Origin of the sequence: Microbispora cellulosiformans (assembly GCF_008728085.1) — a bacterium.
In the GTDB taxonomy this organism is placed as follows: domain Bacteria; phylum Actinomycetota; class Actinomycetes; order Streptosporangiales; family Streptosporangiaceae; genus Microbispora; species Microbispora amethystogenes.
Genome location: NZ_VYTZ01000015.1, coordinates 20,422 through 43,397 on the forward strand (window position 1 = coordinate 20,422; position 22,976 = coordinate 43,397).

Annotated in this window: 21 protein-coding genes; 18 read left to right on the plus strand and 3 right to left on the minus strand. The window is 73.3% G+C overall.

Features of this window, described 5'->3' with window-relative positions; translation table 11 throughout:
- The first annotated feature begins 34 nt into the window (after positions 1 to 34).
- The 5 genes from F5972_RS30355 (at position 35) to F5972_RS30375 (ending at position 4,780) form a co-directional block, all read left to right on the plus strand.
- Positions 35 to 592: an NADPH-dependent FMN reductase gene (locus F5972_RS30355; protein WP_150938428.1), complete on the plus strand. Its 558-nt coding sequence runs from the start codon at positions 35 to 37 to the stop codon at positions 590 to 592.
- Positions 593 to 621: 29 nt separating this feature from the next.
- Positions 622 to 828 carry a hypothetical protein gene (locus F5972_RS30360; RefSeq protein ID WP_150938430.1) on the plus strand — a complete coding sequence of 69 codons (207 nt, stop codon included), beginning with the start codon at positions 622 to 624 and terminating at the stop codon, positions 826 to 828.
- A 120-nt stretch (positions 829 to 948) separates the two neighbouring features.
- Positions 949 to 2,265: a lanthionine synthetase LanC family protein gene (locus tag F5972_RS30365; RefSeq protein ID WP_150938432.1), complete on the plus strand. Its 1,317-nt coding sequence runs from the start codon at positions 949 to 951 to the stop codon at positions 2,263 to 2,265.
- A gap of 37 nt (positions 2,266 to 2,302) precedes the next feature.
- Positions 2,303 to 3,442, plus strand: a complete 1,140-nt coding sequence (locus tag F5972_RS30370; protein ID WP_225312034.1) for a sulfite oxidase — start codon at positions 2,303 to 2,305, stop codon at positions 3,440 to 3,442.
- A 105-nt stretch (positions 3,443 to 3,547) separates the two neighbouring features.
- Complete coding sequence (locus F5972_RS30375) at positions 3,548 to 4,780, plus strand: sensor histidine kinase (protein ID WP_150938436.1); 1,233 nt, start codon at positions 3,548 to 3,550, stop codon at positions 4,778 to 4,780.
- Positions 4,781 to 4,810: 30 nt separating this feature from the next.
- Here the strand turns inward: F5972_RS30375 and F5972_RS30380 are convergent, their stop codons facing one another.
- Positions 4,811 to 5,422 carry a DedA family protein gene (locus tag F5972_RS30380; RefSeq protein ID WP_150938437.1) on the minus strand — a complete coding sequence of 204 codons (612 nt, stop codon included), beginning with the start codon at positions 5,420 to 5,422 and terminating at the stop codon, positions 4,811 to 4,813.
- A 95-nt stretch (positions 5,423 to 5,517) separates the two neighbouring features.
- Positions 5,518 to 6,210: a GNAT family N-acetyltransferase gene (locus tag F5972_RS30385; protein WP_150938439.1), complete on the minus strand. Its 693-nt coding sequence runs from the start codon at positions 6,208 to 6,210 to the stop codon at positions 5,518 to 5,520.
- 326 nt (positions 6,211 to 6,536) lie between these two features.
- Here F5972_RS30385 and F5972_RS30390 point away from each other — a divergent pair, with 326 nt between their 5' ends.
- Positions 6,537 to 8,627: a WD40 repeat domain-containing serine/threonine protein kinase gene (locus F5972_RS30390; RefSeq protein WP_150938441.1), complete on the plus strand. Its 2,091-nt coding sequence runs from the start codon at positions 6,537 to 6,539 to the stop codon at positions 8,625 to 8,627.
- On the opposite strand, the gene F5972_RS30395 is transcribed toward F5972_RS30390, so the two are convergent.
- Positions 8,603 to 8,797, minus strand: a complete 195-nt coding sequence (locus tag F5972_RS30395) for a hypothetical protein (protein WP_318527646.1) — start codon at positions 8,795 to 8,797, stop codon at positions 8,603 to 8,605. The genes F5972_RS30390 and F5972_RS30395 overlap by 25 nt on opposite strands.
- 91 nt (positions 8,798 to 8,888) lie before the next feature.
- Between F5972_RS30395 and F5972_RS30400 the strand changes: the two genes are divergently transcribed.
- The 12 genes from F5972_RS30400 (at position 8,889) to F5972_RS30455 (ending at position 22,963) form a co-directional block, all read left to right on the plus strand.
- Positions 8,889 to 10,148: a serine hydrolase domain-containing protein gene (locus F5972_RS30400; protein WP_150938443.1), complete on the plus strand. Its 1,260-nt coding sequence runs from the start codon at positions 8,889 to 8,891 to the stop codon at positions 10,146 to 10,148.
- A gap of 142 nt (positions 10,149 to 10,290) precedes the next feature.
- Positions 10,291 to 10,959, plus strand: coding sequence for a VanZ family protein (locus tag F5972_RS30405; RefSeq protein WP_225312035.1), 669 nt, complete (start codon positions 10,291 to 10,293; stop codon positions 10,957 to 10,959).
- A gap of 5 nt (positions 10,960 to 10,964) precedes the next feature.
- The gene (locus F5972_RS30410; protein ID WP_150938447.1) at positions 10,965 to 11,675 is read left to right on the plus strand and encodes a response regulator transcription factor; all 711 of its coding nucleotides are present in this window, start codon (positions 10,965 to 10,967) and stop codon (positions 11,673 to 11,675) included.
- Complete coding sequence (locus F5972_RS30415; protein ID WP_150938448.1) at positions 11,668 to 12,780, plus strand: sensor histidine kinase; 1,113 nt, start codon at positions 11,668 to 11,670, stop codon at positions 12,778 to 12,780. Before F5972_RS30410 ends, F5972_RS30415 begins: the two co-directional genes overlap by 8 nt.
- Positions 12,781 to 12,865: 85 nt before the next feature.
- A complete protein-coding gene (locus F5972_RS30420) occupies positions 12,866 to 14,515 on the plus strand; it encodes an ABC transporter substrate-binding protein (RefSeq protein ID WP_150938450.1) in 1,650 nt (549 codons plus the stop codon).
- On the plus strand, positions 14,512 to 15,471 hold the full coding sequence (locus tag F5972_RS30425; protein ID WP_150938452.1) for an ABC transporter permease: 960 nt from the start codon (positions 14,512 to 14,514) through the stop codon (positions 15,469 to 15,471). The genes F5972_RS30420 and F5972_RS30425 overlap by 4 nt, the downstream gene beginning before the upstream one ends.
- A complete protein-coding gene (locus F5972_RS30430; protein WP_150938454.1) occupies positions 15,472 to 16,335 on the plus strand; it encodes an ABC transporter permease in 864 nt (287 codons plus the stop codon).
- Positions 16,332 to 17,984: a dipeptide ABC transporter ATP-binding protein gene (locus F5972_RS30435; RefSeq protein WP_191910390.1), complete on the plus strand. Its 1,653-nt coding sequence runs from the start codon at positions 16,332 to 16,334 to the stop codon at positions 17,982 to 17,984. Before F5972_RS30430 ends, F5972_RS30435 begins: the two co-directional genes overlap by 4 nt.
- Positions 17,981 to 19,138 carry an NAD(P)/FAD-dependent oxidoreductase gene (locus F5972_RS30440; protein ID WP_150938455.1) on the plus strand — a complete coding sequence of 386 codons (1,158 nt, stop codon included), beginning with the start codon at positions 17,981 to 17,983 and terminating at the stop codon, positions 19,136 to 19,138. The genes F5972_RS30435 and F5972_RS30440 overlap by 4 nt, the downstream gene beginning before the upstream one ends.
- A 68-nt stretch (positions 19,139 to 19,206) precedes the next feature.
- The gene (locus tag F5972_RS30445) at positions 19,207 to 20,223 is read left to right on the plus strand and encodes a glutathione S-transferase C-terminal domain-containing protein (protein WP_150938457.1); all 1,017 of its coding nucleotides are present in this window, start codon (positions 19,207 to 19,209) and stop codon (positions 20,221 to 20,223) included.
- Positions 20,220 to 21,266: an LLM class F420-dependent oxidoreductase gene (locus F5972_RS30450; protein WP_225312036.1), complete on the plus strand. Its 1,047-nt coding sequence runs from the start codon at positions 20,220 to 20,222 to the stop codon at positions 21,264 to 21,266. Before F5972_RS30445 ends, F5972_RS30450 begins: the two co-directional genes overlap by 4 nt.
- A gap of 266 nt (positions 21,267 to 21,532) precedes the next feature.
- Positions 21,533 to 22,963: a serine hydrolase domain-containing protein gene (locus F5972_RS30455; RefSeq protein WP_191910391.1), complete on the plus strand. Its 1,431-nt coding sequence runs from the start codon at positions 21,533 to 21,535 to the stop codon at positions 22,961 to 22,963.
- Positions 22,964 to 22,976 lie beyond the last annotated feature (13 nt).

Below are 22,976 nucleotides of genomic sequence, written 5' to 3' on the forward strand. Positions count from 1 at the left end.
GCAACTCCCGTCCGGACGCCCGCGGGGTGGCGTCATGAGCTCTCTCGTGGCACTGGTCGGCAATCCGCGCGGTGGTTCCCGTACGCGTCTCGTGGCGGTGGCGGCGGCCGAGGCGCTGGGATCGCGGATCGGGCACGGCGCGCCGCCCGAGGTCGTGGACCTCTCCGCGCTCGGCCCGCACCTGTTCACCCCCGGCCCCTCGCCGAGCGTGGAGGTGGCGCTGGAACTGGTCGCGGGATCGAGCGTGCTCGTGGTCGCGAGCCCCACCTACAAGGCCACCTACACCGGGCTGCTCAAGGCGTTCCTCGACCGTCTCCCGGGTGGCGCGCTGACCGGGACGGTGGCCCTGCCGCTGCTGGTCATGGGCGACGCCCGCCACGCGCTGGCGGTCGAGCTGCACCTGCGCCCCGTGCTGGTCGAGCTGGGCGCGCTGGTGCCCACCCCCGGCCTGGCGCTGCGGGAGTCCGAGATCCCCGACCTCGACCGGGTCCTCGGCGGCTGGGCCGACCGGGTCGCCCCGCAGGTGATCGCGCAGGTGGCAGCCCAGGTGACCACGCAGGTCCCGGCGGCGCAGGGCAAGGTCACGGCGTGAGGGGCCGGGCCGGTGTCGCGGGGGATGCTGTGGGAGACGGAGCAGGCGTTGGGGCGGGCGACGGATTGCGGGGCGCCGCCGGGGAGGGTCCCGAGATCCAGGGCGATGCGCCGCCCGGCCGCTATCCCGGTGACACGCACTGGTACGACCTGCCCGACGACGACGCCGCACCCGAGGAGGGCGAGCACGCGACCGGAGCCCGGTGGCTCCGGTGGCGCTCCGGTTCGCGGCGCTGACCCGGGTATCCCGGGGCCGGCCACCGCCACGCGGGTATCGGATCGCACGGTACGGGGAAAGTGGCTGTCCGTGATCGAAAAGTTGGTATTACCTACTGGATTTGTGGGATAGTAAACCCCATGGGCAGGGACCCGATCCGCTCGTCGAGTGAGCGGGCAGAGACTCCGCTGACGGCGGCCATCATGGCGGGACGGTGGATCCGCGCGGCCGCCGTGGACGACGAGCGCGGAAGGCGGTGGCGGGCCAACCCCGACCCGTACGGCAGGCCGGCGACGGCGGGCGGGCCGGTGTCCCTGCACTCCGGGGCGGCCGGGATCGTGCTGTTCTTCCTGGAGCTCGCCGCCGGAACCGGGCACGAGGCCTACCTGGAGGACGCCCGCGCCGGGGCCCGCTATCTCGCCGCGACGTGTCCCGAGCAGGGGGACGTCTCGCTCCACCACGGCCTGGCGGGCGCCGTGCTCGCGCTGACCGAGGCGGGCTGGGCGCTCGGCGAGGAGCGGTTCGAGGCCACGGCGGTCGCGGTCGCCGACCGGATCGTGCGGAGCGCCCGCGCGTTCGACGGCGGCGGGATCGGCTGGTCGGGCGATCCCACCCTGCGGGGCGACGGCGGCGTCGTCCTCGGGCTGCTGCGCGCCGCCACCGCGCTGGGCGTGCCCGCCTACGAGGAGATGGCGGTCGAGGCGGGCCGGCGGATCGCGCGGCTGGCCGGCCCCCGCGAGGAGACCGCGACCTGCCCCGTCCTTCCCGGCGAGGCGGCGGCGCCCGGCTTCCTGACCGGCGCGGCCGGAACGGCCTTCCTGCTCGCCCGCCTGTACGCCGCGACGGGCGACCGGTCGTTCCTCGACGCGGCGCACCGCGGCGCGGGCGTCGTCAGGGCCGCGAGCGTGGCGACGGGGCGCGGCGCGGTGATCGGCGACTACCTGGGCTACTGCTCGGGGTCCGCCGGAGTCGCGCGCATGTTCTACGAGCTCTACCGCGTGACCGGCGACAGCGGCGAACTCGACTGGGTGAGGCGGCTCGCCGCGGGGGTCAGAGAGTCGGGCGCGCCCTTCCGCCAGACGGCGGGCCTGTGGAACGTCGCGTGCCAGTGCTGCGGCACCGCCGGGCTGATCGAGCTGTACGTGGGCCTGTGGGCGGCGACGGGGGAGCAGGAGCACCTGGAGTTCGCCCGCAGGCTCGCCGACCATCTGATCGGCAGGGCTACGGGCTACGACGACCGGGGATACCGCTGGTACCAGGCGTACCGGCGGCAGCGTCCCGGCGAGGTGTCGGCCGACACGGGCTACCTGACCGGGGCGGCGGGGATCGGGGCGGCGCTGCTGCACCTCGACGCGGCGGGGCAGGCGGACCGGCCGCGCCGGGTCATCCTGCTGCCCGACAACCCGTTCCCGCCCATCCCCCTGCCGGCCGTCGCCCTGCGGAGGCCGGCGAGCTAGTGGAGTGTCCGAGGCACCGACAGCGCGGAGGTGGCGTGTGGATCCACGCTTCACGACCACGACCACGACCCCGACCACGACGGACGACCCCGAGTCGCCGCCCGGCATCCGGAAGCCGCTGCCGGCCCGCCTGTTCGCCGTACACGGCACCAACGCCGAGACGCGGTGGGAGGCACTGCGGGGCGAGGGCGACCTGACGCCCGGCCGGCTGTTCTTCGTCCGCAACCACACGTCGACGCCACTGATCGACGCGGCCACGTGGCGGCTCACCCTGTGGGGGAGCGGGCTGCGCGGCGGCCCGGTCTCGTTCACCTACCGTGACCTGCTCGCCATGCCGGCCGAGGAGATGACGGCGTTCGTCGAGTGCGCGGGCAACGGCCGGAGCCTGTACGGGGAGCAGCAGGGCGAGGAGGTGTCCGGCACCCCATGGCGGCTGGGAGCGGTGGGGGTGGCACGGTGGCGGGGCGTGCCGCTCGCGGCGCTGCTCGGCAGGGCGGGGATGACCGCCCGTGCGGTGGCGCTGATGCCGCGCGGGCTCGACCCCGACTACGTCGAGGGCGGCGAGAACCTCGGCCGGGTGCGCCGCCCCCTCCCCATGGCCAAGGCACTGGACGACGTCCTGGTGGCGTACGAGATGAACGGGCGGCCGCTGCCGCCCGACCACGGTTTCCCGGCGCGGCTGGTCGTGCCGGGCTGGGCCGGGATCGCCTGGATCAAGTGGCTGGGAGACGCCGAGGTGTCGGCCGAGCCGCTGGAGTCGCCGTGGAGCAGCCGCCTCTACCGCATGCACGGCCCCGGCCACCCGCCCGGGGGAGGTCCTCCGCTCACGAGAACGGGAGTGAAGAGCGCCTTCGAGCTTCCCTGGCCGGCCCGCCTCCGGGCGGGACGCGGCCACCTGCTGCACGGCCGGTCGTGGTCCGGAAACGGCCGCGTGGTCCGGGTGGACGTCAGCGACGACGAGGGCGTGTCGTGGCGGCCCGCGCACCTGCACGGCGACAGGAGCCCGCGCGGGTGGGTCAGGTGGACCTTCCGCTGGACGCCGCTCGGCGCGGGTGAGGCGGGGCTGCTGGCCCGGGCCGTGGACGAGACGGGCGCCGTGCAGCCGGAGCGGGCCACGTACAACCGGCTCGGATACGCGTTCGACGCGGTGGTACGCCATCCGGTCGTCGTGACCTGATCGGCGGCGCGGGAGGCCGGCGGCGGCGACGGCGGGTGCGCGGTCCGCGCGAAGATCTACACACGAGGGGCATGAGCGTCCGTATAAACGGGCAAAAGTGCGCATATGTGGCGAATGCTGGGGGAGATTCGCACGTCACATGGCGCGGTGCTGGTCGACCTGTTGCTCGCCGCCGCCGTCATCGCGTTCACGATCCCGACGACGGTGATAGGTCACTCCTTCTCGCTGTGGGACGGCACGTCGCAACCGGTGGAGCTGGCCGTGGGATCGCTCACCGCCGCGACCATGCTGCTGCGGCGTTACACCCCCTGGCCGGCGATCGTCGCCAGTGTGGTCTGCGCCTGCCTCGTGGGCCAGACGGTGCCGATGGTCCTCGCCGTCTTCTCGATGACCGCGGAGCACCGCACGCGCTCGTGGACGTACGTGGCGCTGGCGCTCATGGCGGTGTATCTCGTGGTCGACTACGAGAACCCCTACACAGACCGGATCTTCTACCTGAGCGTGGTGCGCGCGCTGACGCTCGTCTACCTGCCCGCGCTGGTCGGCACCTGGGTGTACGACCACCGGCGGCGGTTCAATGAGCTGAGAGCCGGGGCGCGCGAGCGCGAGGAGTCGGCCGTCCTGGAGGAGCGGCGCAGGATCGCCCGGGAGCTGCACGACACGGTGACGCACGCGGTCACCGGCATGGTCCTCAACGCGGGTCTCATCCGTGATCCGGTGGACCCCGCCGACATCCCCGATCTCGCCGAGGGGATCGAGGACAAGGGCGTCGAGGCGCTCGGCGAGCTGCGTCAGCTGCTCACCATGCTCCGCCGGGAGGACGTGCCGGTGGTGGAGGCGGCCGAGGCGGTCGCCCGCCTGGCCGAGGAGGCGAGGGCCGCCGGGCTGCGGGTCGACGTCCGGCTCGACGTCCCCCCGGGGGCGTTGCCGCCGGAGGTGACGCACGTGTGCTACCGGCTCGTCCAGGAAGGGCTGAACAACGTGCGCAGGCACGCCCCCGACTCCGACGTCCGGATCACCGGCGCGATCGAGCGCGACCACGTGGACATCGCTGTGGTCAACACCCCGAGCCGCACAGCGGACGGTGTGGAGAGCGGTACGGGGGGCGGTGTAGCGGGTGGTGGTGCGGTACCCGGCGGGCAGAAGGCGGCCAGGACCCCGCCGCTGCGCGGCGCGGGCTACGGGCTCGCCGGCATCAGGGAGCGCGTCGCCCTGCTGGGCGGCAGCCTCACCGCGGGACCGGCTCCCGGTGGCGGCTTCGTCCTCGCGGCCCGGCTCCCGCTCGGTGCCTGTGGGAAGGACGCCGCCCTTCCCGCGAAGCGGAGCGTCCGTGGCTGATCGCGAGCCGCCGCCGTCCTCCGGCGGGCTTCACGAGCGAGGGGATCTCCTGTGCACGCGGACGCGCCAGACGACCAGGGCGATCACTACGGCCGCGGCGACGACGGCCGCGGCCACCCCGCCGACGGCCGACTCCACCTGCCGGTACGCCGTCCCGGCGAAGTAGCCCAGGAGGGTGTATCCGACACCCCAGAGCACTCCGCCCAGCACGTTGAACAGCAGGAACCGCCGGTACTCGATCCGCGCGGCCCCGGCCAGGGTCGGTATCAGGGCACGCAGGAACGCGACGAACCGGCCGAGGAACACCGCCTGGGGCCCCCACCGGCGCACCATCTCCCGGGCCCGCTCCACCCGCTCCCGGCGGCGGCGCAGCAGGCGCGTGTCCAGGAGGCCGGAGCCGACGCGCCGGCCGATGGCGTACCCCACGCTGTCGCCCGCGACGGCGGCCAGCACCGCCACGAGCGCGAGCCAGTAGACCGAGAGCCTGTCCTGGCCGGCCAGCACGCCGCCCAGCACGACGGCCGTCTCGCCCGGGATCACGAACCCCACGAACAGCGCGTCCTCGGCGAAGACCAGAGCGGCCACGACCACGTAGACCACGATGCCCGACAGGCCCGAAAGCCAGTTGACGATCGCATCCACGTGTCCTCCAGGTGGCCCCTCCGGACATCGTCACACGACCGCGCACCCGGACCGGTCTCCACCCGTGCCCCGGCGAGGCGCCCGGCGTGCGGTTCTCAGGCGACCGGTACGTCGGCGGGCACGCGGACGGCGGTGAAGGTCGTCCGGCGGCGGAGGCGGAAGCCGAGCGTCTCGTACAGGCGGATGGCGTCGACGTTGCTCTCGGCGGCGTGCAGGAACGGGATCTCGCCGCGGGCGCGGACGCCGGCGGCGACGGCCAGCACCAGCCGGGCCGCCAGGCCCTGCCGCCGGAAGGCCGGGTCGGTGCAGACCGCGCTGATCTCCGTCCAGCCGGGCGGGTGCAGCCGTTCCCCGGCCATCGCGACCAGCGCGCCGCGGCGGCGGATGCCCAGGTAGACGCCGAGCTCGATGGTGCGCGGCCGGAACGGGCCGGGCTGGGTGCGCTCCACGAGGTCCAGCACGTCCGGGACGTCGGCCGCCCCCAGGCGGACGGCTTCGTCGTCCCAGGCGGGGACCACGTCGTCGCCGACCAGTTGCACGCCGGCGCCGTGCGCCACCACCTCCCACCCGTCGGGAGGGGTGACGCCGGTGACCGGGATCGTCGCGCCGGGCCCGGCGAGCACGGCGAGGTCGTGCCAGTCGCCGGGGCCGGGATCGTCGGGCAGGGTGTGGAAGGGGGAGACGTCGACGGGGTAGCGCAACGCGTTGCCGTGCCGTTCGGCGAGGTGGGCGTGGGGGCCGGTGAGCGACGCCCAGACGGGGTTGTCGAGGGGATGCCCGGCGCTCACCGCGCCTCACCCCGCCTCACGCAGCCCCGGCCGGCGCCTGCCGAACCATGCTGATGGGGGGACAGGTATGCCTTCACCATCGGACCTCCCGTCGTCCGTACGTCTGAGGGTGCGGGAATAAACCTACTAAACATGTAGGTCTTTATGGTATATCAATCTGCCTGCCCCCAAGATGAGGACGAGATCAGGCGCGGTCTCCACGAGGGCCGCTGATCGACGCCGGTCAGGCTCCGATCCCGAAACGGGTGCCGCGGCCCGAAGCACACCTGTCCACGGCGGCCTATGATCACTGGTGACGTACGTGGCGCTGGAGTTTCGGAGGGCCCATGGCTGCGGGGCCGCTGCAACCGGGGGACCCACCGGCGATCGGCCCCTACCGGCTGGCAGGGCGGCTGGGCAGTGGCGGCCAGGGTGTCGTCTACCTGGCGGAATCCCCGGCGGGACCGGTCGCGGTGAAGCGGCTGCATGCGCACATGAGCACCGATCCGCGCACCCGGTCCGTCTTCGAGCGGGAGCTGAGGGCCGCGCAGCGCGTCGATCCCTTCTGCACCGCCCGGATCGTCGACGTCGACGTCGACGTCGACGGCGGTCAGCCGTACTTCGTCAGCGAGTATGTCGAAGGGCCGTCGCTCCGTGAGGCCGTGGAGACGGACGGGCCCCGGTCGGGCGCCGCCCTGCACCGCCTGGCGATCGGGACCGCCACCGCGCTGGTCGCCATCCACAAGGCCGGCATCATCCACCGCGACGTCAAGCCGAGCAACGTGATACTCGCCCCGGACGGCCCCAGGGTCATCGACTTCGGCATCGCGCGCCTGCTGGACGTGACTGCGTCGGTCTCCTCGGGCGTCGTCGGGACCCCCGCCTACATGGCGCCCGAGCAGCTTTCCGAAGGGGCGCTCACCACGTCGGTCGACGTGTTCGCCTGGGCGTCCACCATCGTCTACGCGGCCACCGCGCACGCGCCGTTCGGTGAGACGTCGATCCCCGTGATCATCAATCGGATCCTGAACCACGAACCGGATCTCGGGGCCCTGGAGGGGCCACTGCGCACGCTGACGGAGAGGGCTTTCGCGAAGAATCCGGAGGCCCGGCCGACCGCGCAGGAACTGCTGCTCGGCCTCCTGGGCGGAGTGTCCGCGCCCGCTGCGGGCGGAGAGCGGTCCGGAGGGCCCCGCGAGCGGGCTGCCAGGCCGACGTCCACCGGCCTCTCCCAGGAGGCCCGGCCCGTGACGTCCACGGGTTCTTCCGTCGGCGGGTGGCCGGGCCCGGCCACGGCGACGAGCCCTCCGTCCGCCGGCCCTCCGTCCGCCGGATCGGTTGCCACGGTGGGCGGCGACGTCCGTTCACACCGTCGCTCCCGCCTGATCGGGCTCGCCGCGGCAGCCGGCGCCGCGGCGGTCGTCGTCGCCCTGTCGGTCGCCTGGCTCGTCCCGCACGGGACGGCGCCGGAAGCGCGGGAGAGCGCCACCGGCCCGACGCCGCGGAAAGGAACCGCGTCGTCGTCGGCTCGCCCGTCCATCCCGGCGGTCGCGGCGAAAGCGATGCGGCCGTCCCCTGGGCCGCTGCCCGGGACGAAGGCCAGGCTGTCCGCTGACCCGGGCGGCCGGCTGGCTCTGGTCGCCTACGGCGACTACCGGCTGAACCCGCGGACCGGGCGGTTCGAGGTGGACCCGAAGACGCGGTGGATGGCGAACTCCCCGGACGGCTGGCTCGGCGCCGAGATCGGGGACGACGACAAGAAGGCACTGACGATCCACGACTGGCGGTCGGACTCCTGGCGCGTGATACGCCTCCCGGCGCCGGCGGACGGTCCCGTGGCCTGGTCACCCGACGGGCGGAAGCTGCTGATGACGGTGCCGGGCGAGGAGGTCTACCACAATCGCGGTTTCATCGTGGTCGACACCGCGACCTGGCGGCCGAAACTGCTGTCGATACCGGGCCGTACCCCCGACCGCTTCTGGTGGAACCACACGAGCGACGGCGTCGTGGCCAGCTCGGGCTCCACGTTCCGCTACGCGGTGCGTTTCTACGATCTCGACGGCCGGCTGGTACGCGAGCTGAAGGGGCCCTTCAAAGGGCTGGTGGACGGGCCGGTCTCGCCGTCCGGCGGATACCTGGTCACCCGGTGCACGAACGACGACAACGCGCGGGATCGCCTGGACGACTGCGTGTGGGACGCGCGGTCGGGCGAACGCCGCGGCGGCCTCTACGTGGGGCTGGGCGGCCTCCTCGGCTGGTACGACGACGATCACTTGGCGGTCTGCTACGAGACCGATTACAACGACGCGACCGGTGACAGGCCGGAAGGCGACACCTTCGTCAAGGACCTGAAGGGTCGTACGACCGCCACCCTGGTCGACTACGTGGGCGGCGGGGACGACGTGCCGTTCTTTCAATACGCACCGTACCCCGCATGAGCGGCGGCGGGCTCTGCGGACCGGAGGCGGGGGAGGACGTACTCGCCGACCCGGCACGCCTCCTCCAGGTGGGGCCGGCCGGACAGGACGAACTCGTCGACGCCCGGCGCCGCGTACTCGCGCACCACGCGGCGGGCGGGGGTGTATCGCGGGCGTATCGGGAAGCGCATACGCCGCCGCAACGGCCCGGCCTCTTCAGTGGGACACGATCCGCGGCGCTCGCTGTGAGCGCCGGTTCCCGACCGGAAAAGGACCGTGCGCATGGACTCGGATTCGGTACGTGATGTCGGCCGGCGGCAGCTGGTCAAGTGGAGCGGGCTGGCGGCCGCCGGTGTGGCGGCGGCCGGAGTGCCGAGCCCGGCCACACCGCCCCGGCCGGATCGTCCAGGGAGCGACCGGAGCGACCCGGGCGACCGCGGCGACCGGATCCCGCCGGACACCCTGCCCGGCGGGGCCTACGACCGGTATGTGGCGCGGCTCGCCGCCGAGGGCAGGTTCTCCGGCGTGGTGCTGCTGTCGCACCGGGGCCGTACGGTGCTGTCCCGCGCCTACGGCATGGCCGACGAGAAGAGGAGGATCCGCAACCGCGAGGACACGGCGTTCGCGCTCAGCTCGGCGGGCAAGCCGTTCCACGCGGTGGCCGTCCTGCAGCTGGCCCAGCAGGGCAAACTGAAGCTGACGGACACGGTGGGCGCCCACCTGACGGGCTTCGCCGAGGACATCGCCGATCAGGTGACCATCCATCACCTGTTGTCCGGCACCTCCGGGCTGGACATGCCGAAAGAGGACGTGCAACGTGTGTTCCAGAGCCGGAGCGAGGTGCACGAGTATCACGAGCGGCGGGTCCGGCAGGCGAGGCTCACAGGGGTTCCCGGCCTTCCCAGCACCGGCCACCAGGAGGCGGAGGCCACCATTCCCGCGCTGATCGTGGAGGCCGTGTCCGGCACGACGTACTGGGACTACGTCCAGGAGAACATCTTCCGGCGCTGCGGCATGACCGGCTCGGCGTTCCACACCAGGCCGCAGTGGATCACCGGCGGGAACATCGCGCACCCGTACATGGAGGTGGCCGGCGGCGGCGTCGTGGACGCCCTCAGCAACCTGGACAAGGGCAGCCCGTACCCGTACATACTCGGCAAGAACCCGGGACGCGCCTTCATCGACGCCCCGGGGGACGGCGGCTTCGCCACCGCGCCGGATCTGGTCCGGTTCGCGCGGGCGTTGAGCGACGGCACGGTGCTGGACCGGCCCTGGGCCGACGTGCTCACCGCGGCCAAGGCCCCCCACGGGCAGGCGTCGTTCGCCGCGTACGGGATCGCGACCGACATCGTCGAGGGCCAGTGGGCGTACCAGCGCTCCGGCGGCAACCCCGGTATCGGCGCCAACTGGAGCATCTACCCCGACACCGGCTGGGTCGGCGTCATCCTCGCCAACCACGACAGCGCGCCGCTGGTGGACATCATCGGGCAGGAGCTGTCGGCCGTCACCGGGGCCTCGCCCGGCGGCGGTACGGGCGGCTGAGGCGCCGGAGGCGCCCGCGTTCCGTGTATCGCCGGTGTATGCGGAATCGCATACGCCACCGCAACGGCCCTCCGTCTTCAATAGGGGCATGGATCACCGCGCGTCCCCGTCAGCACCACCATCCCGCCACACAGGCCTGATCGTGCTCTTCAGCCTGGCGATCCTCGGTCTGGCGGGCGCCGCGTTCGCCGTGCGGCCGCTCATGATGGCGGCTCCGGCATGCCTGGCCGGGCGGTGGCACGGCTGCCTCGACACGGAGAACGGCGTGCTGCTCATGACGCTGGCCGGGCTGCCGGCGGCCACTCTGGTGGCGTGGGGTCTGACACTCCTCCGGCGGGCCGCCGGCGTCGCCTCGGCGTGGCGGAGGTCGCTGGCCGAGGTGGGGATGGTCTACGGGACGGTGCCGTTCGTATGGATCACTCTGATGCCGGGCCCGGGGGCCGGCATCGTCCCCGGCCGGGTGAACCTGGTCCCGCTGCGGGACCTGGTCACGATGGGGCCGCTCGGGATCGGCGGCAACCTGCTGATCTTCGCGGCGCTGGGGTTCTTCGCGCCGCTGCGTTTCGCGGCGCCGGCGTCCCTGCCGCGGATCCTGGCGCTCGGGGCGGCCTGCTCGGCCGTGGTCGAGATTCTGCAGTACGTCCTGCGGCTCGACCGGGTGTCGTCGGTGGACGACGTGCTGGTCAACGCCGCAGGCGCCGTGCTCTTCGGGCTGGCGTCGCGCCGCTGGTGGCGTGCCGTGGCGGAGGCCCCGCAGAACCGGCCTCGCCCCGTGCCGGTGCCGGCACGGGTACGAGCACGGGCAGACTGAGCGGCATGCGCGTGCTGATCGTGGAGGACGAGCCCTACCTGGCCGAAGCCGTCCGGGACGGTCTGCGGCTGGAGGCGATCGCCGCCGACATCGCGGGCGACGGCGACTCCGCCCTGGAACTGCTCAGCGTCAACTCCTACGACATCGCGGTCCTCGACCGCGACATTCCCGGTCCCTCCGGCGACGAGGTCGCCCGGCGCATCGTCGCCTCCGGCAGCGGCATCCCGATCCTCATGCTCACCGCCGCCGACCGGATCGACGACAAGGCCTCCGGGTTCGGGCTCGGCGCCGACGACTACCTCACCAAACCGTTCGAGCTCCGGGAGCTCGTCCTGCGGCTGAGGGCGCTCGACCGCAGACGGGCGTACGCCCGGCCCCCGGTTCGCGAGATCGCGGGCCTGCGGCTCGACCCCTTCCGCCGGGAGGTCTTCCGCGGCGAACGCTACGTCGCGCTCACCCGCAAGCAGTTCGCCGTGCTGGAGGTCCTCGTCGCCGCCGAGGGCGGGATCGTCAGCGCCGAGGAGCTGCTGGAACGGGCCTGGGACGAGAACGCCAACCCCCTCACCAACGCCGTGCGCATCACCGTCTCCGCGCTGCGCAAACGGCTCGGCGAACCATGGGTCATCGCCACGGTGCCCGGTGTCGGCTACCGGATCGACACCGGCACCGGCACCGGCACAGTCACGGGGGCGGGGCCCGGCAGCACGCATGGATAGGCGCCGAGGGCTCAGCACCCGGCTGAAACTCACCCTCAGCTACGCCGGGTTCCTCATGCTCGCCGGCGCTCTCCTGCTGGCCGTGGTGTGGGTGTTCCTGCTGCGTTACGTGCCCGACGGGGCGCTCGGCACCGGGCCGGGGGCCGGCCCGCCCGGGGCGGCGCCCCTGCGGTTCATCCCCAACCGCACCGACCTGCAGCGCGCCTTCGTCCCCCGCGCGGCCCAGGCACTGGCCTTTCTGCTGGCGTTCGGCCTGCTCGGCGGATGGATCCTGGCCGGCCGGATGCTCGCACCGCTCACCCAGATCGCGGACGCGGCCCGGACGACCGCGAACGGGTCGCTGACCCACCGGATCCGTATGAAGGGCCGCCGGGACGAGTTCCGGGAGCTCTCCGACGCGTTCGACTCGATGCTCGACCGGCTCGAGTCCCACGTCGCCGAGCAGCGGAGGTTCGCCGCGAACGCCTCCCACGAACTGCGCACGCCGCTGGCGATCTCGCGGACGCTCCTCGACGTCGCCCGCCGGGACCCCACGCGAGACCGGGACGAACTCCTCGACCGGCTGCACACGGTCAACCAGCGGGCGATCGACCTCACCGCGGCCCTCCTGCTGCTCAGCCGCGGCGACCGCGGCGACTTCACCCGCGAGAGCGTCGATCTCTCCCTCGCCGCCGAAGAGGCCGCCGAGACGCTGCTTCCCCTCGCCGAACAACGCCGGATCACGCTGAACGTAACCGGCGGGGCGGCTCGCACCGACGGCTCCGCCGAGCTCCTGGCGCGGATGGTGACGAACCTCGTCCAGAACGCCATCGTCCACAACCTCCCCGCCGGGGGCACCGTGACGGTCCACACCGAGGCCTACGGCGGCACCAGCCTGCTGCGGGTCGAGAACACGGGCCGCCCGCTCCCGCCGGAGCTGATACCGACCCTCACCGAGCCCTTCCAGCGCGGAACCGAACGCGTCCGCACCGACGAGCACGCCGGCGCCGGTCTCGGCCTGGCCATCGTGCACAGCGTCGTCCGCGCCCACAACGGGACGCTCGATCTCGCCCCCGGCCCGGACGGCGGTCTCCTCGTCACCGTACGGCTTCCCGGCACGCCGTAGGAGCGTTTCCGGCCTCGGACGTTGACAGCTTATCCGAGTTTTCCTACTTTGTTTGTAGGTATTTCTCAGAAAGGCTCTCCCCTCGATGTCCACGAACACGCGCTTATCCGCCGGCCTCTCGCTCCTGGGGGTCCTCGCCCTCGCCGCCTGCGGCACGACGGGCAAGGACACCGCGGCGGGCAAGGCGCCCGCCGGGCCGGTCAAGGGCGGCACGCTGACGTTCGCCGTCAACACCGAGCCCTCCACCTGCCTCGACCCCCACCAGAGCCCCGCCGACGTGGCCGGCCTGTTCACCCGGCCGGCGCTGGACTCGCTCGTGTCCCTGGACGCCGAGGGGAAGATCCACCCCTGGCTGGCCACCAAATGGACCGTCTCGCCGGACCAGAAGACCTACACGTTCACCCTGCGCGACGGCGTGAGGTTCTCCGACGGCACGGCCTTCGACGCCGAGGCGGTCAGGGCCAACCTGGACCACATCGTCGACCCGGCGACCAAGTCGCAGCTCGCCGCGGGATACATCGAGCCGTACAAGGGCAGCGAGGTCGTCGACCCGCACACGGTGAAGGTCCACTTCAGCAGGCCGTACTCGCCGTTCCTGTCCGCCCTGGCCACGGCGTACTTCGGCATCGAGTCGCCCAAGTCGCTCAAGCAGCCGCAGGACGCGCTGTGCAAGAAGGTCGTCGGGTCCGGGCCGTTCGTGATCGACGAGTACGTCGTGCAGAAGGGCATCACCTACCACCGCAACCCCGGCTACGACTGGGCGCCGGAGGGCGCCGCGCACACCGGTGAGACGTACCTGGACAAGCTGGAGATCAAGGTCATCACCGAGGACTCGGTCCGGCTCGGCGCACTCACCAGCGGGCAGGTCGACGGGATCGCCAGCGTGCCGCCGGTGAACGTCAAGCAGGTGCAGGCCGATCCCCGGCTGACCGTCACCACGCGGCAGGCGCCGGGCGGCAACTACAACTACTACCCGAACACGACCTCCGGGCCGTTCGCCGACAAGCGGGTCCGCCAGGCGTTCCGCGACGGCATCGACTTCGCGACGATCGTCAGGAACCTCTACTTCGGGGCGTTCCAGCCCGCCGCGGGCCCCATCTCCCCGTCGACCGACGGGTACGACAAGACGCTCGAAGGAAAGACGAAGTACGACCCCGCGGCGGCCGCCCGGCTGCTGGACGAGGCCGGCTGGTCGGGGAAGGACGCCGAGGGCTACCGCACCAAGGACGGCAAGCGGCTGACGATCCGCTGGGCGTTCCTCAAGTCGTTCGCCCGTGAGCAGCGCGACACGCTGGCCGAGCAGATCCAGGCCGAGGCCAAGAAGATCGGCTTCGAGGTCGAGTTCGTCTCCGGCACCGTCAACGAATGGCTGGAGAAGTATCCCAAGGGCGACTACGACCTCGTCGACTTCAGCTGGCAGCGGGCCGACGGCGACACCCTGCGCAACCTGTTCGACACCTCCGCCATCCCCACGGCCGCCAAGTTCGGGCAGAACGCCGCCCGCCTGTCCGACAAGGACGTCGACGGCTGGCTGAGCGAGGCGCTGGACACGACCGACCAGGCCAAGCGGGCCGAGCTGTACGCCAAGGTGCAGCAGCGGGTCACCGGCGAGGCCGCGGTCTTCCCGGTGTACGTGTTCAACTACCTGCTCGGGGCCGGGAAGAAGGCGCACGGCATCGGCTGGGAGCCGCAGGCGTACCCGACCTTCTACGACGCCTGGGTCGAGCAGGCATGACCGCCGTCGCCGTACCGGCCACCCGGGCCCGCGCCCGGGTGGTCCGCCCGGTGCTGGTGCGGCTGGGCACGTCCGTCCTGGTGCTGTGGGGCGCGGTCACGGTCGCGTTCGCCGGCCTCCATCTCACCCCGGGCAACGTCGTCGACCTGCTCATCGGCAGCAGCACCGTCACGCCCGAGGTCCGCGCCCGGATCATCGCCGACTACGGGCTGGACCGGCCGCTGCCCGTCCAGTACGCCGCCTACCTGGGCCGGGTGCTGCACGGCGACCTGGGCCAGTCGTACCAGCTGCACCAGCCGGTCGCCTCGGCGATCGGCGAGCAGGTCGGGTCGTCCGTCCAGCTCATGCTCGCGTCGTTCGCCCTCGCGGTCGTGGTCTCGGTCACGGTGGCGGTGCTGACCGCGGGCCGCCGGTGGGCGCGGGCGGTGTTCTCCGGCATCGAGCTGATCGGCATCTCCATCCCGTCGTTCTGGGCCGGGATCCTGCTGCTCACCGTCTTCTCGTTCGGGCTGGGGATCTTCCCCGCCACCGGCGGGGACGGGCCGGAGAGCCTGGTGCTGCCGTCCGTCGCGATGGCGATCCCGGTCATCGCGATGCTCACCCAGGTGCTGCGCGAGGGCCTGGAGCTCACGCTGGAGGAGCCGTTCGTGCTCACCGCCCGCTCGCGCGGCATGTCCGACCTCGGCGTGCGCCTGCGGCACGCGCTGCGGCACGCCCTGCTGCCCACGGTCACCCTGGCCGGATGGCTGGTCAGTTTCCTGTTCGGCGGGGCCGTGATCATCGAGTCGGTCTTCTCCCGGCAGGGCATCGGGCGGCTGACCCTCGCGGCCGTCGGCAACAAGGACCTGCCGGTCGTGATGGGCGTGGTGCTGATCGCCTCGCTGCTCTACGTCGTCATCAACATCCTGCTCGACCTGCTCTACCTGGCCATCGACCCGCGACTGCGAGGTGCCTGAGTGACCACGTCCACCCTTGCCGCGCCCGCCGTGGTGGTGGGGCGCGGACGGCGGCGGCGGGCGCCGCGGGCCGGCGTCTGGGCCGCCGCGGCGTTCCTGCTGGCCGTGACCGTGATCGCGGTGGCGCCCGGCCTGGTCGCGCACGGCTCGCCCGACCTCACCGACGCCGTCGCCGCGCTCCGGCCCCCGGGCGGCGGGCACCCGCTCGGCACCGACGCCAACGGCCGCGACATGTTCACCCGCATCGTGTACGGCACGAGGCCGTCGGTGCTGGCCGGGCTCGCCGCCACCGCCGTCGCGGTGACCGGCGGCACCCTCGTCGGGCTGCTGGCCGCGCTCGGCGGCCGGGTGCTCGACGAGGTCGCCATGCGCCTGGTCGACATCCTGCTCTCGCTGCCGGGACTGCTGCTGGCCCTGCTGGTCATCGCCATCGTCGGCCCGGGCACGCTGAACGCGGTCTTCGCCATCGCCGCCTACACGCTGCCGGGGTACGCGCGCCTGGTCCGCGCCCAGACCATGGTCATCCGCAGGTCCGGGTACGTCGAGGCGGCCGTCTCGCTCGGGCTGACCAGGGCCGGGATCATCACGCGGCACGTGCTGCCCAACGCGTTCGCGCCGCTGCTGGTGGTGGCCACGATCGAGGTGGGCACCGCGCTGGTCGCGGCGTCGTCGCTGAGCTTCCTCGGCCTCGGCCCGAAGCCGCCCGCGCCCGAGTGGGGGGCGATGCTGTCGGCCGGGCGCGACTACTTCTCCGTCGCCTGGTGGGTCGCGGTCTTCCCGGGGCTCGCCATCACGCTCACCGTCCTTTCCGTCACGGTCGTCGGCCGCCACCTGCAGCGGCGCGTCGAAGGGAGACTGTCGTGACCGAACAACGGGTCGCCCCGATCGTCGAGGTGTCCGATCTGCGGGTCTCGTTCGGCCAGGTCCAGGCCGTCCGCTCGATCTCCTTCACGGTGCGCCCGGGCGAGTGCGTCGCCATCGTGGGGGAGTCGGGCTCGGGCAAGAGCGTCACCGCCCGCACGCTGATCGGGCTGACCGGACCCGGCGCCGAGGTCACCGCCCGGTCGCTCGTCGTGGCCGGCCGCGACGTCACGGCGTACGGAGAACGGCAGTGGCGGGCGGTGCGCGGCGGCGAGGTCGGCTACGTCCTGCAGGACGCGCTGGTCTCGCTCGACCCGCTCCGCCCGGTCGGCAAGGAGATCGCCGAGACTCTGCGGCTGCACGGGACCGTGCCGCGCGCGGACGTGCGGCGACGGGTGGTCGAACTGCTGACCGAGGTGGGGGTGCCGGAGCCCGAGCTGCGGGCCGCGCAGTATCCGCACCAGCTGTCGGGCGGGCTGCGGCAGCGGGCGCTGATCGCCTCGGCGGTCGCCTGCGAGCCCCGGCTGCTGATCGCCGACGAGCCGACCACCGCCCTGGACGTCACCGTGCAGGCGCAGATCCTGCGGCTGCTGAACGAGCGCCGCCGGGCCGGGGCGGGGCTGCTGCTGATCAGCCACGACCTCGCGGTGGTGGCCGAGCTCGCCGACCGGGTGCTGGTGATGAAGGACGGCGTGGTCGTCGAGGAGGGCCCCACCGGGGACGTGCTGGGCGCCCCCCGGCACGCCTACACCCGGGGGCTGCTGGCCGCGGTGCCCTCCGAGCACGGCAGGGGCACCCGCCTCACCGTGCGCGAGGACGGTTCGGCGCCGCCTCCGGCGCCGGCCGTGCCGCCCGGCGAGGTGGTGGTCAGGGCGTCCGGGCTGGCCAAGTCGTTCGCGGGGCCGGACGGGCTGCGCCGCGCGGCCGTCGACGGGGTGTCGTTCGAGCTGCGGGCGGGGGAGACGCTCGGGCTCGTCGGCGAGTCGGGCTCGGGCAAGACCACGACGGCCCGCCTGGTGCTGGGGCTGGTGGAACCCGACGCGGGCGAGGTGGAGATCGACGGGAGGTCCTGGCGGGGCCTCGGCTCCGCCGGTCGCCGCGCGCTGCGGCGGCACATCCAGGTGATCTACCAGGACCCGCTGAGCTCCTTCGACCCCCGCTTCACCGTACGGCGGATCCTCGGCGAGGCCCTCGCCGTCGGCGGCGAGCCGCGCCGCACCCGGCGCGACCGGGCCGTCGAGCTGCTCGCGCAGGTCGGCCTGGACGCGTCGATCCTCGACCGCAGGCCGCTGCGCCTGTCGGGCGGGCAGCGGCAGCGGGTGGCGATCGCCCGGGCGCTGGCCCCCCGGCCCCAGGTGATCGTCTGCGACGAGCCGGTCTCGGCGCTGGACGTGTCGATCCAGGCGCAGGTGCTCGACCTGCTCGCCGACCTGCAGGCCGAGCTCGGTGTGGCCTACCTGTTCATCTCCCACGACCTCGGCGTGATCCACCACGTCAGCGACCGGGTACTGGTGATGAAGGACGGCCGGGTGGTGGAGTCCGGCGACGTCCGCACGATCTTCACCGAGCCGGCCGCGGCGTACACGCGGGAGCTCCTGGCCGCCATCCCGCGCCTCGATTCGCGGCGGCACGAGCGGGAGGCCGTGGCATGACGTACGACATCGCGATCGTCGGGGCGGGCGTGCACGGCGCGGCCGCCGCGTTCCACCTCGCCCGGCGCGGCGTGTCCGTCGCCGTCTTCGACCGGGGCCCGGTCTCGGGCGGCCCCACCGGCCGGTCGGGCGGCATCTGCCGGGCCTACTACACCGACCCGTTCCTGGCGGAGACGGCCCGCGACGGCATCGCGTTCCTCGCCGGCTTCGAGGAGCGCACCGGCGGGCACCAGTCGGGGTTCCGCCGGACCGGCGCGTTCTACCTGCACGGGCCCGGCGACGTGGACGCGGCGGCCGACACCGCCGCGCGGCTCGCCAAGCTCGGCGTCCGCAGCGAGCTGGTCGGCGCCGGGGCGCTGCCCGCCCGGCTGCCCGGCCTGGACCTCGACGGCGTCGCGGTCGCCGTCTGGGAGGCGGACGCCGGGTACGCCGACCCGTACGCCGCGACGGTCGGGCTGGCCGCGGCGGCGCGGCGGCACGGCGCGGTGTTCCACCCGCACCGCCCGGTCGTCGCGCTCGCCGAGGAGAGCCGCGGGGCGGCGGTGACCACCTCCGACGGCGAGGTCCACCGGGCCGGGCGGCTCCTCGTGGCCGCCGGGCCGTGGACCGCCGCGCTGCTGCGGCCGCTCGGCGTGGACCTGCCGCTGACCGTGGAGCGGCACGTCGTCGCGGTCTCCGAGCACGACCCCGCCGACGCCGGCGGGCTCGTGCCGCACGTCCTGATCGACCTGCCGGGTGGTTACTACACCACCCCGCAGCCCCGCACGCAGTACCTCACCGGCGGGGTCGTCCCGGCGTCCACCGCCGACCCCGACGACGTCCCCGGCCCGCGTTCCGAGGAGCTGGAGGCGCTCGCCGCGGCCTCCGCCGTGCGCTCCGCGGCCCGCCGCCGGGCCAGGGTGACCGGCGGCTGGGCCTCGCTGTACGACGTGAGCCCCGACTGGCAGCCGGTCACGGGCCAGGTCGGCGAGCACGTCTACGTCGACGCCGGCACCAGCGGCCACGGCTTCAAGCTCGCGCCCGCCTGGGGCGACCACGTCGCCCGGCTGCTGCTCGGCGACCCCGATCCCCGCCTCGCCGCCTTCGGCCCCGGCCGCTTCGCCACCGGCGCGAAGCTGGCCGCCGGGTTCGGCACGGCCAGGATCCTCGGCTGACGTCCCGGACCGCCCCAGATCGACCGCCCCAGATCGACCGCCCCAGATCGACAAGGAGACACACCCCCGTGACCACCCACGCGCCCACCCCGACATCCACCCAGGCACCCAGCCACGCGCCCGCGTACGCGAGCCCCGCCGACGTCGCCGCCCACGGCCCGTACGGACCGGGCCGGACCGATCGGCCGGGGCCTCTCTATCCGTTCCAGGGCCGGATCACCGCCGGCGGGTCCGGCGAATACCCGGCTGAGCCCGGCCGCTACCACCTGTACGTCTCCTACACCTGCCCGTGGGCGCAGCGCGTCGCCATCGTGCGCGACCTCGCCGGGCTGCGGGACGTCGTGTCGCTGTCGTACGTCGACGACGACCGGGACGCGCGCGGCTGGGCGTTCCGCGAGCGGCGCGGCCCCGACCCGGTCAACGGCTTCACGCTCCTGTCCGAGGCGTACGACGCCACCGAGCCCGGATATCCGGGCCACATCTCGGTGCCGGTGGTGTGGGACCGGCAGACGAAACGGATCGTCAGCAACGAATACGCCCTGATCCCGTTCGATCTCGGCACGGCGTTCGCCGAGTGGGCCGGCCCGGGCCTGGACCTCTACCCGGCGGACCTGCGCGGCGAGATCGAGGTGCTGGACGAGGAGATCGCCCGCGACGTCAGCCAGGGGGTGAATCTCGTCGCCAGGGCCTCGACGCAGGGGGAGTACGAGCGGCGGCGCGACCAGGTGACGGCCGCGCTGGACCGGTTGGACGCCCGCCTGGCCGGCCGGCGCTACCTGTTCGGCGACCGCCTCACCGAGTCCGACGTGCAGCTGTGGGTGGTGCTGGCCCGGTTCGACCTGCTGCACAACCCGCTCGCCGGGATCAGCGAGAGGCCGCTGACCGGCTACCCCAACCTCTGGGCGTACGCCAGGGACCTGTACGGCATCCCGGCGTTCCGCGAGACCACCGACTTCGCCGCGTTCCGGGTCTCCGGCAGGCCCGCCCCCTCCGGCGACGGGCCGGTGCGGATCGAGGTCGCGCCGCACGAGGCGGACTGGCACGAGCCGCACGGCCGCGAGGCGCTCACCGGGGAGCACGTGTGAGCATCCCGCGCGGGCTGTCCGGAGGCGTCCCGCCGGCGGGCGCGGTGCGCTGGGGGGTCACGCTGCCGCTGGCGGGGCTCGGGCTGCACCGGCACAGGGAGATCGTCGAGGCGCTGCCCTCGCTGGGCTACGGCGACGTGTGGACCGGGGAGGGCGGCGGTTACGACGGCCTGACCGCGCTGACCGCGGCACTGGCCTGGTCGCCGGGGCTGCGGGCGGGCACGGGGGTGCTGCCGGCCCAGACCCGGGGCCCCGGCGTGCTCGCCCAGACGGCCGCCTCCATGGCCGAGCTGGGCCAGGGCGAGGTGCTGCTCGGCATCGGCTCGTCCGTCCCCGCCCACGTCACGGCGCTGAACGGCCGCCCGCACGGCCGGCCGTACGCGCATGTGCGGGATCTGCTGCGGTTCCTGCGGCGGGCCTTCGACGGGGAGCACGTCGTGGAGACGTACGAGACCTTCTCGATCGACTTCGAGCTCCGGCGACGTCCCCCGGTGCGGCCGAAGGTCATCGTGGGCGCACTGCGGCCCGGGATGCTGAAGCTGGCCTTCACCGAGGGGGACGGCGCGATCACCAACGTGCTGGCCGCCCACGAGGTGCCGAGGATCGTCGAGGCCGCCGGGCCGCCCGCCGGCGGGCAGGAACTGGTCGTCAAGATCTTCGTGACCCCGACGGACGACACGGTGTACGCCAGGGCGGCCGGACGTGCCTTCCTCGGCTGGATCCTCAACCAGCCGCCCTACCGCGCGTTCCACGACTGGCTCGGCCGGGGCGACGCCCTGGCCGCGTCACGGGCGGCCTGGGACGCGGGGGACCGGCGGGGCGCGGCCGAGGCGCTCCCGGACTCGGTCGTGGACGAGCTGTGGGTGCACGGCTCGCCGGAGGAGTGCCGTGCCCACATCGCGCGGTATCTCCACCCCGGCGTCACCGCGGTCGAGCTCCACATCACCCCGACCCCCGAACTGGACGCGGCACCCGGCGCGCTGCCGGAGGTGCTGGCCGCCCTGCGCGTCCCGCAGGATCAGGCGGGCCCGAGACGGAGCTGATCCTCCGGCCGTCGCCCGCGCGGCGGCCGTCACCGGTGCCGGTTCAGGCTGCCGCCGTCACCGGTGCGGGTTCAGCACCTGCGGAGCCCGTCGAAGCGTCCGGGCCAGGACCACCGCCACCAATGCGATTCGCCTCTCGCACAGGTGTAGCAGCAAAAGGAGGAAATCCTTCGAGGGGAATCAATGGTGATGGCGGAGGCGGTCGAAGGGGGCCGGTGCCATTGTTGTCCCGTAACTCGATTTAGCGGATTTGTTAGGCTGCCCGGATGCCTTCTCAGCGCACCCTCCTGCCGCGCTCGGCACCGGCCGCCTCAGGCGTGTCGTCCCACGCTCTCGCCGCGCTGCTGGACCGGCTCGAAGCGCGGTCCGTCGAGTGTCACTCCCTCATGGTCGTACGCCGCGGTCACGTCGTCGCCGAAGGCTGGTGGGCGCCGTACTCGGCCGGACGCCCGCACCTTCTCTACTCGCTGACGAAGTCGTTCACCTCGGTCGCCGTGGGGCTCGCGATCGCCGACGGGCTGCTCTCGCTGGACGACCGTGTGGTGGACGTGCTGCCCGGCCACGTTCCGGCCGGCATCTCGGCGCGGGGACGCCGCCTCACCGTTCACCACCTGCTGTCCATGACGACCGGGCACCGCACGGACAGCCTCGCCCAGGCCTGGGAACTGGAACCGGGCGACCTGGTCAAGGGCTTCCTGCGCGTGCCGTTTCCCGAGGCCGAGGGAACGCGGCACGCCTACGACAATCCGACCACCTTCGTCCTGGCCCGGATGGTGGAACGGGTCACGGGCCGCGGACTGCCGGAACTGCTCGGCGAGCGCCTCTTCGAGCCGATGGGCGTCGGCCACGCCGAGTGGGACCGGGTGGCGAGCGGTGCCGCCTTCGGATTCCACGGACTGCACCTCACGACCGAGGCCGTCGCCGCCTTCGGTGAGCTGCTGCTGCGCGGAGGCCTCTGGGGCGACCGGCGGCTCGTCCCGCGCGAGTGGGTGGAGCTCGCGACCCGGCGGCACATCGGCACCCTGCCGTCCGAGGACGGATCGGGGGACGCCGACTACCTGTGCGGTTACGGTTACCAGTTCTGGGTGTCGCGTCACGGTTACCACGGTGACGGCTCCTTCGGCCAGCAGTGCGTGGTCGTCCCGTCGCACGATCTCGTGGTCGCCGTGACCGGTGCTCACACGCGGGCGCAGGCGGTGCTCGACGCGATATGGGAGTGCCTGCTGCCCGGCATGGACCACGCGGGAAGCACCCGCGACGACGAGATCCTCGCCGATCGGCTGCGGCGGCTGTCACTCGCGCCGGTACCGGGTTCGGCGGACCCGGGGCGTTCCGTCACGGCGACAATCGACGCCTCCGCGGAGGGTTCGGCGCTGCCCGGCGGAACCCCGGTGACCGTCGATCCCGTGGACGGCGGATGGCTCCTGCGATTCGGGTCGTTCCTCGACGTCGAGGCCGGCCACGGCGGGTGGCGGGAGAGTTCGCCGCTCGGCCGCCCCGTCGTCGCGACCGGCGCGTGGCAGGGCGGCACGTTCGTCGCCGACCTTTACGTCGTCACCACCCCGCACCGGGTCCGCCTGGTGGTCGACGCCGTCGCGGGGACGGCGGTGGCGACGTGGAACATCGTGCCCCTGACCAGCCCCGATCTGGTGCCGCATCTGCGGTCGCCGCTGATGACACGGCCCGACGTCGCGTAGGCGACGCCGGGCT

Coding starts and splice junctions, on each gene's coding strand:
- F5972_RS30410 (WP_150938447.1), top strand. CDS start 10,965: ATGCGCGTGCTGATCGTGGAGGACGAGCCCTACCTGGCCGAAGCCGTC.
- F5972_RS30455 (WP_191910391.1), top strand. CDS start 21,533: ATGCCTTCTCAGCGCACCCTCCTGCCGCGCTCGGCACCGGCCGCCTCA.
- F5972_RS30420 (WP_150938450.1), top strand. CDS start 12,866: ATGTCCACGAACACGCGCTTATCCGCCGGCCTCTCGCTCCTGGGGGTC.
- F5972_RS30400 (WP_150938443.1), top strand. CDS start 8,889: ATGGACTCGGATTCGGTACGTGATGTCGGCCGGCGGCAGCTGGTCAAG.
- F5972_RS30355 (WP_150938428.1), top strand. CDS start 35: ATGAGCTCTCTCGTGGCACTGGTCGGCAATCCGCGCGGTGGTTCCCGT.
- F5972_RS30425 (WP_150938452.1), top strand. CDS start 14,512: ATGACCGCCGTCGCCGTACCGGCCACCCGGGCCCGCGCCCGGGTGGTC.
- F5972_RS30440 (WP_150938455.1), top strand. CDS start 17,981: ATGACGTACGACATCGCGATCGTCGGGGCGGGCGTGCACGGCGCGGCC.
- F5972_RS30390 (WP_150938441.1), top strand. CDS start 6,537: ATGGCTGCGGGGCCGCTGCAACCGGGGGACCCACCGGCGATCGGCCCC.
- F5972_RS30395 (WP_318527646.1), bottom strand. CDS start 8,797: ATGCGCTTCCCGATACGCCCGCGATACACCCCCGCCCGCCGCGTGGTG.
- F5972_RS30365 (WP_150938432.1), top strand. CDS start 949: ATGGGCAGGGACCCGATCCGCTCGTCGAGTGAGCGGGCAGAGACTCCG.
- F5972_RS30415 (WP_150938448.1), top strand. CDS start 11,668: ATGGATAGGCGCCGAGGGCTCAGCACCCGGCTGAAACTCACCCTCAGC.
- F5972_RS30375 (WP_150938436.1), top strand. CDS start 3,548: ATGTGGCGAATGCTGGGGGAGATTCGCACGTCACATGGCGCGGTGCTG.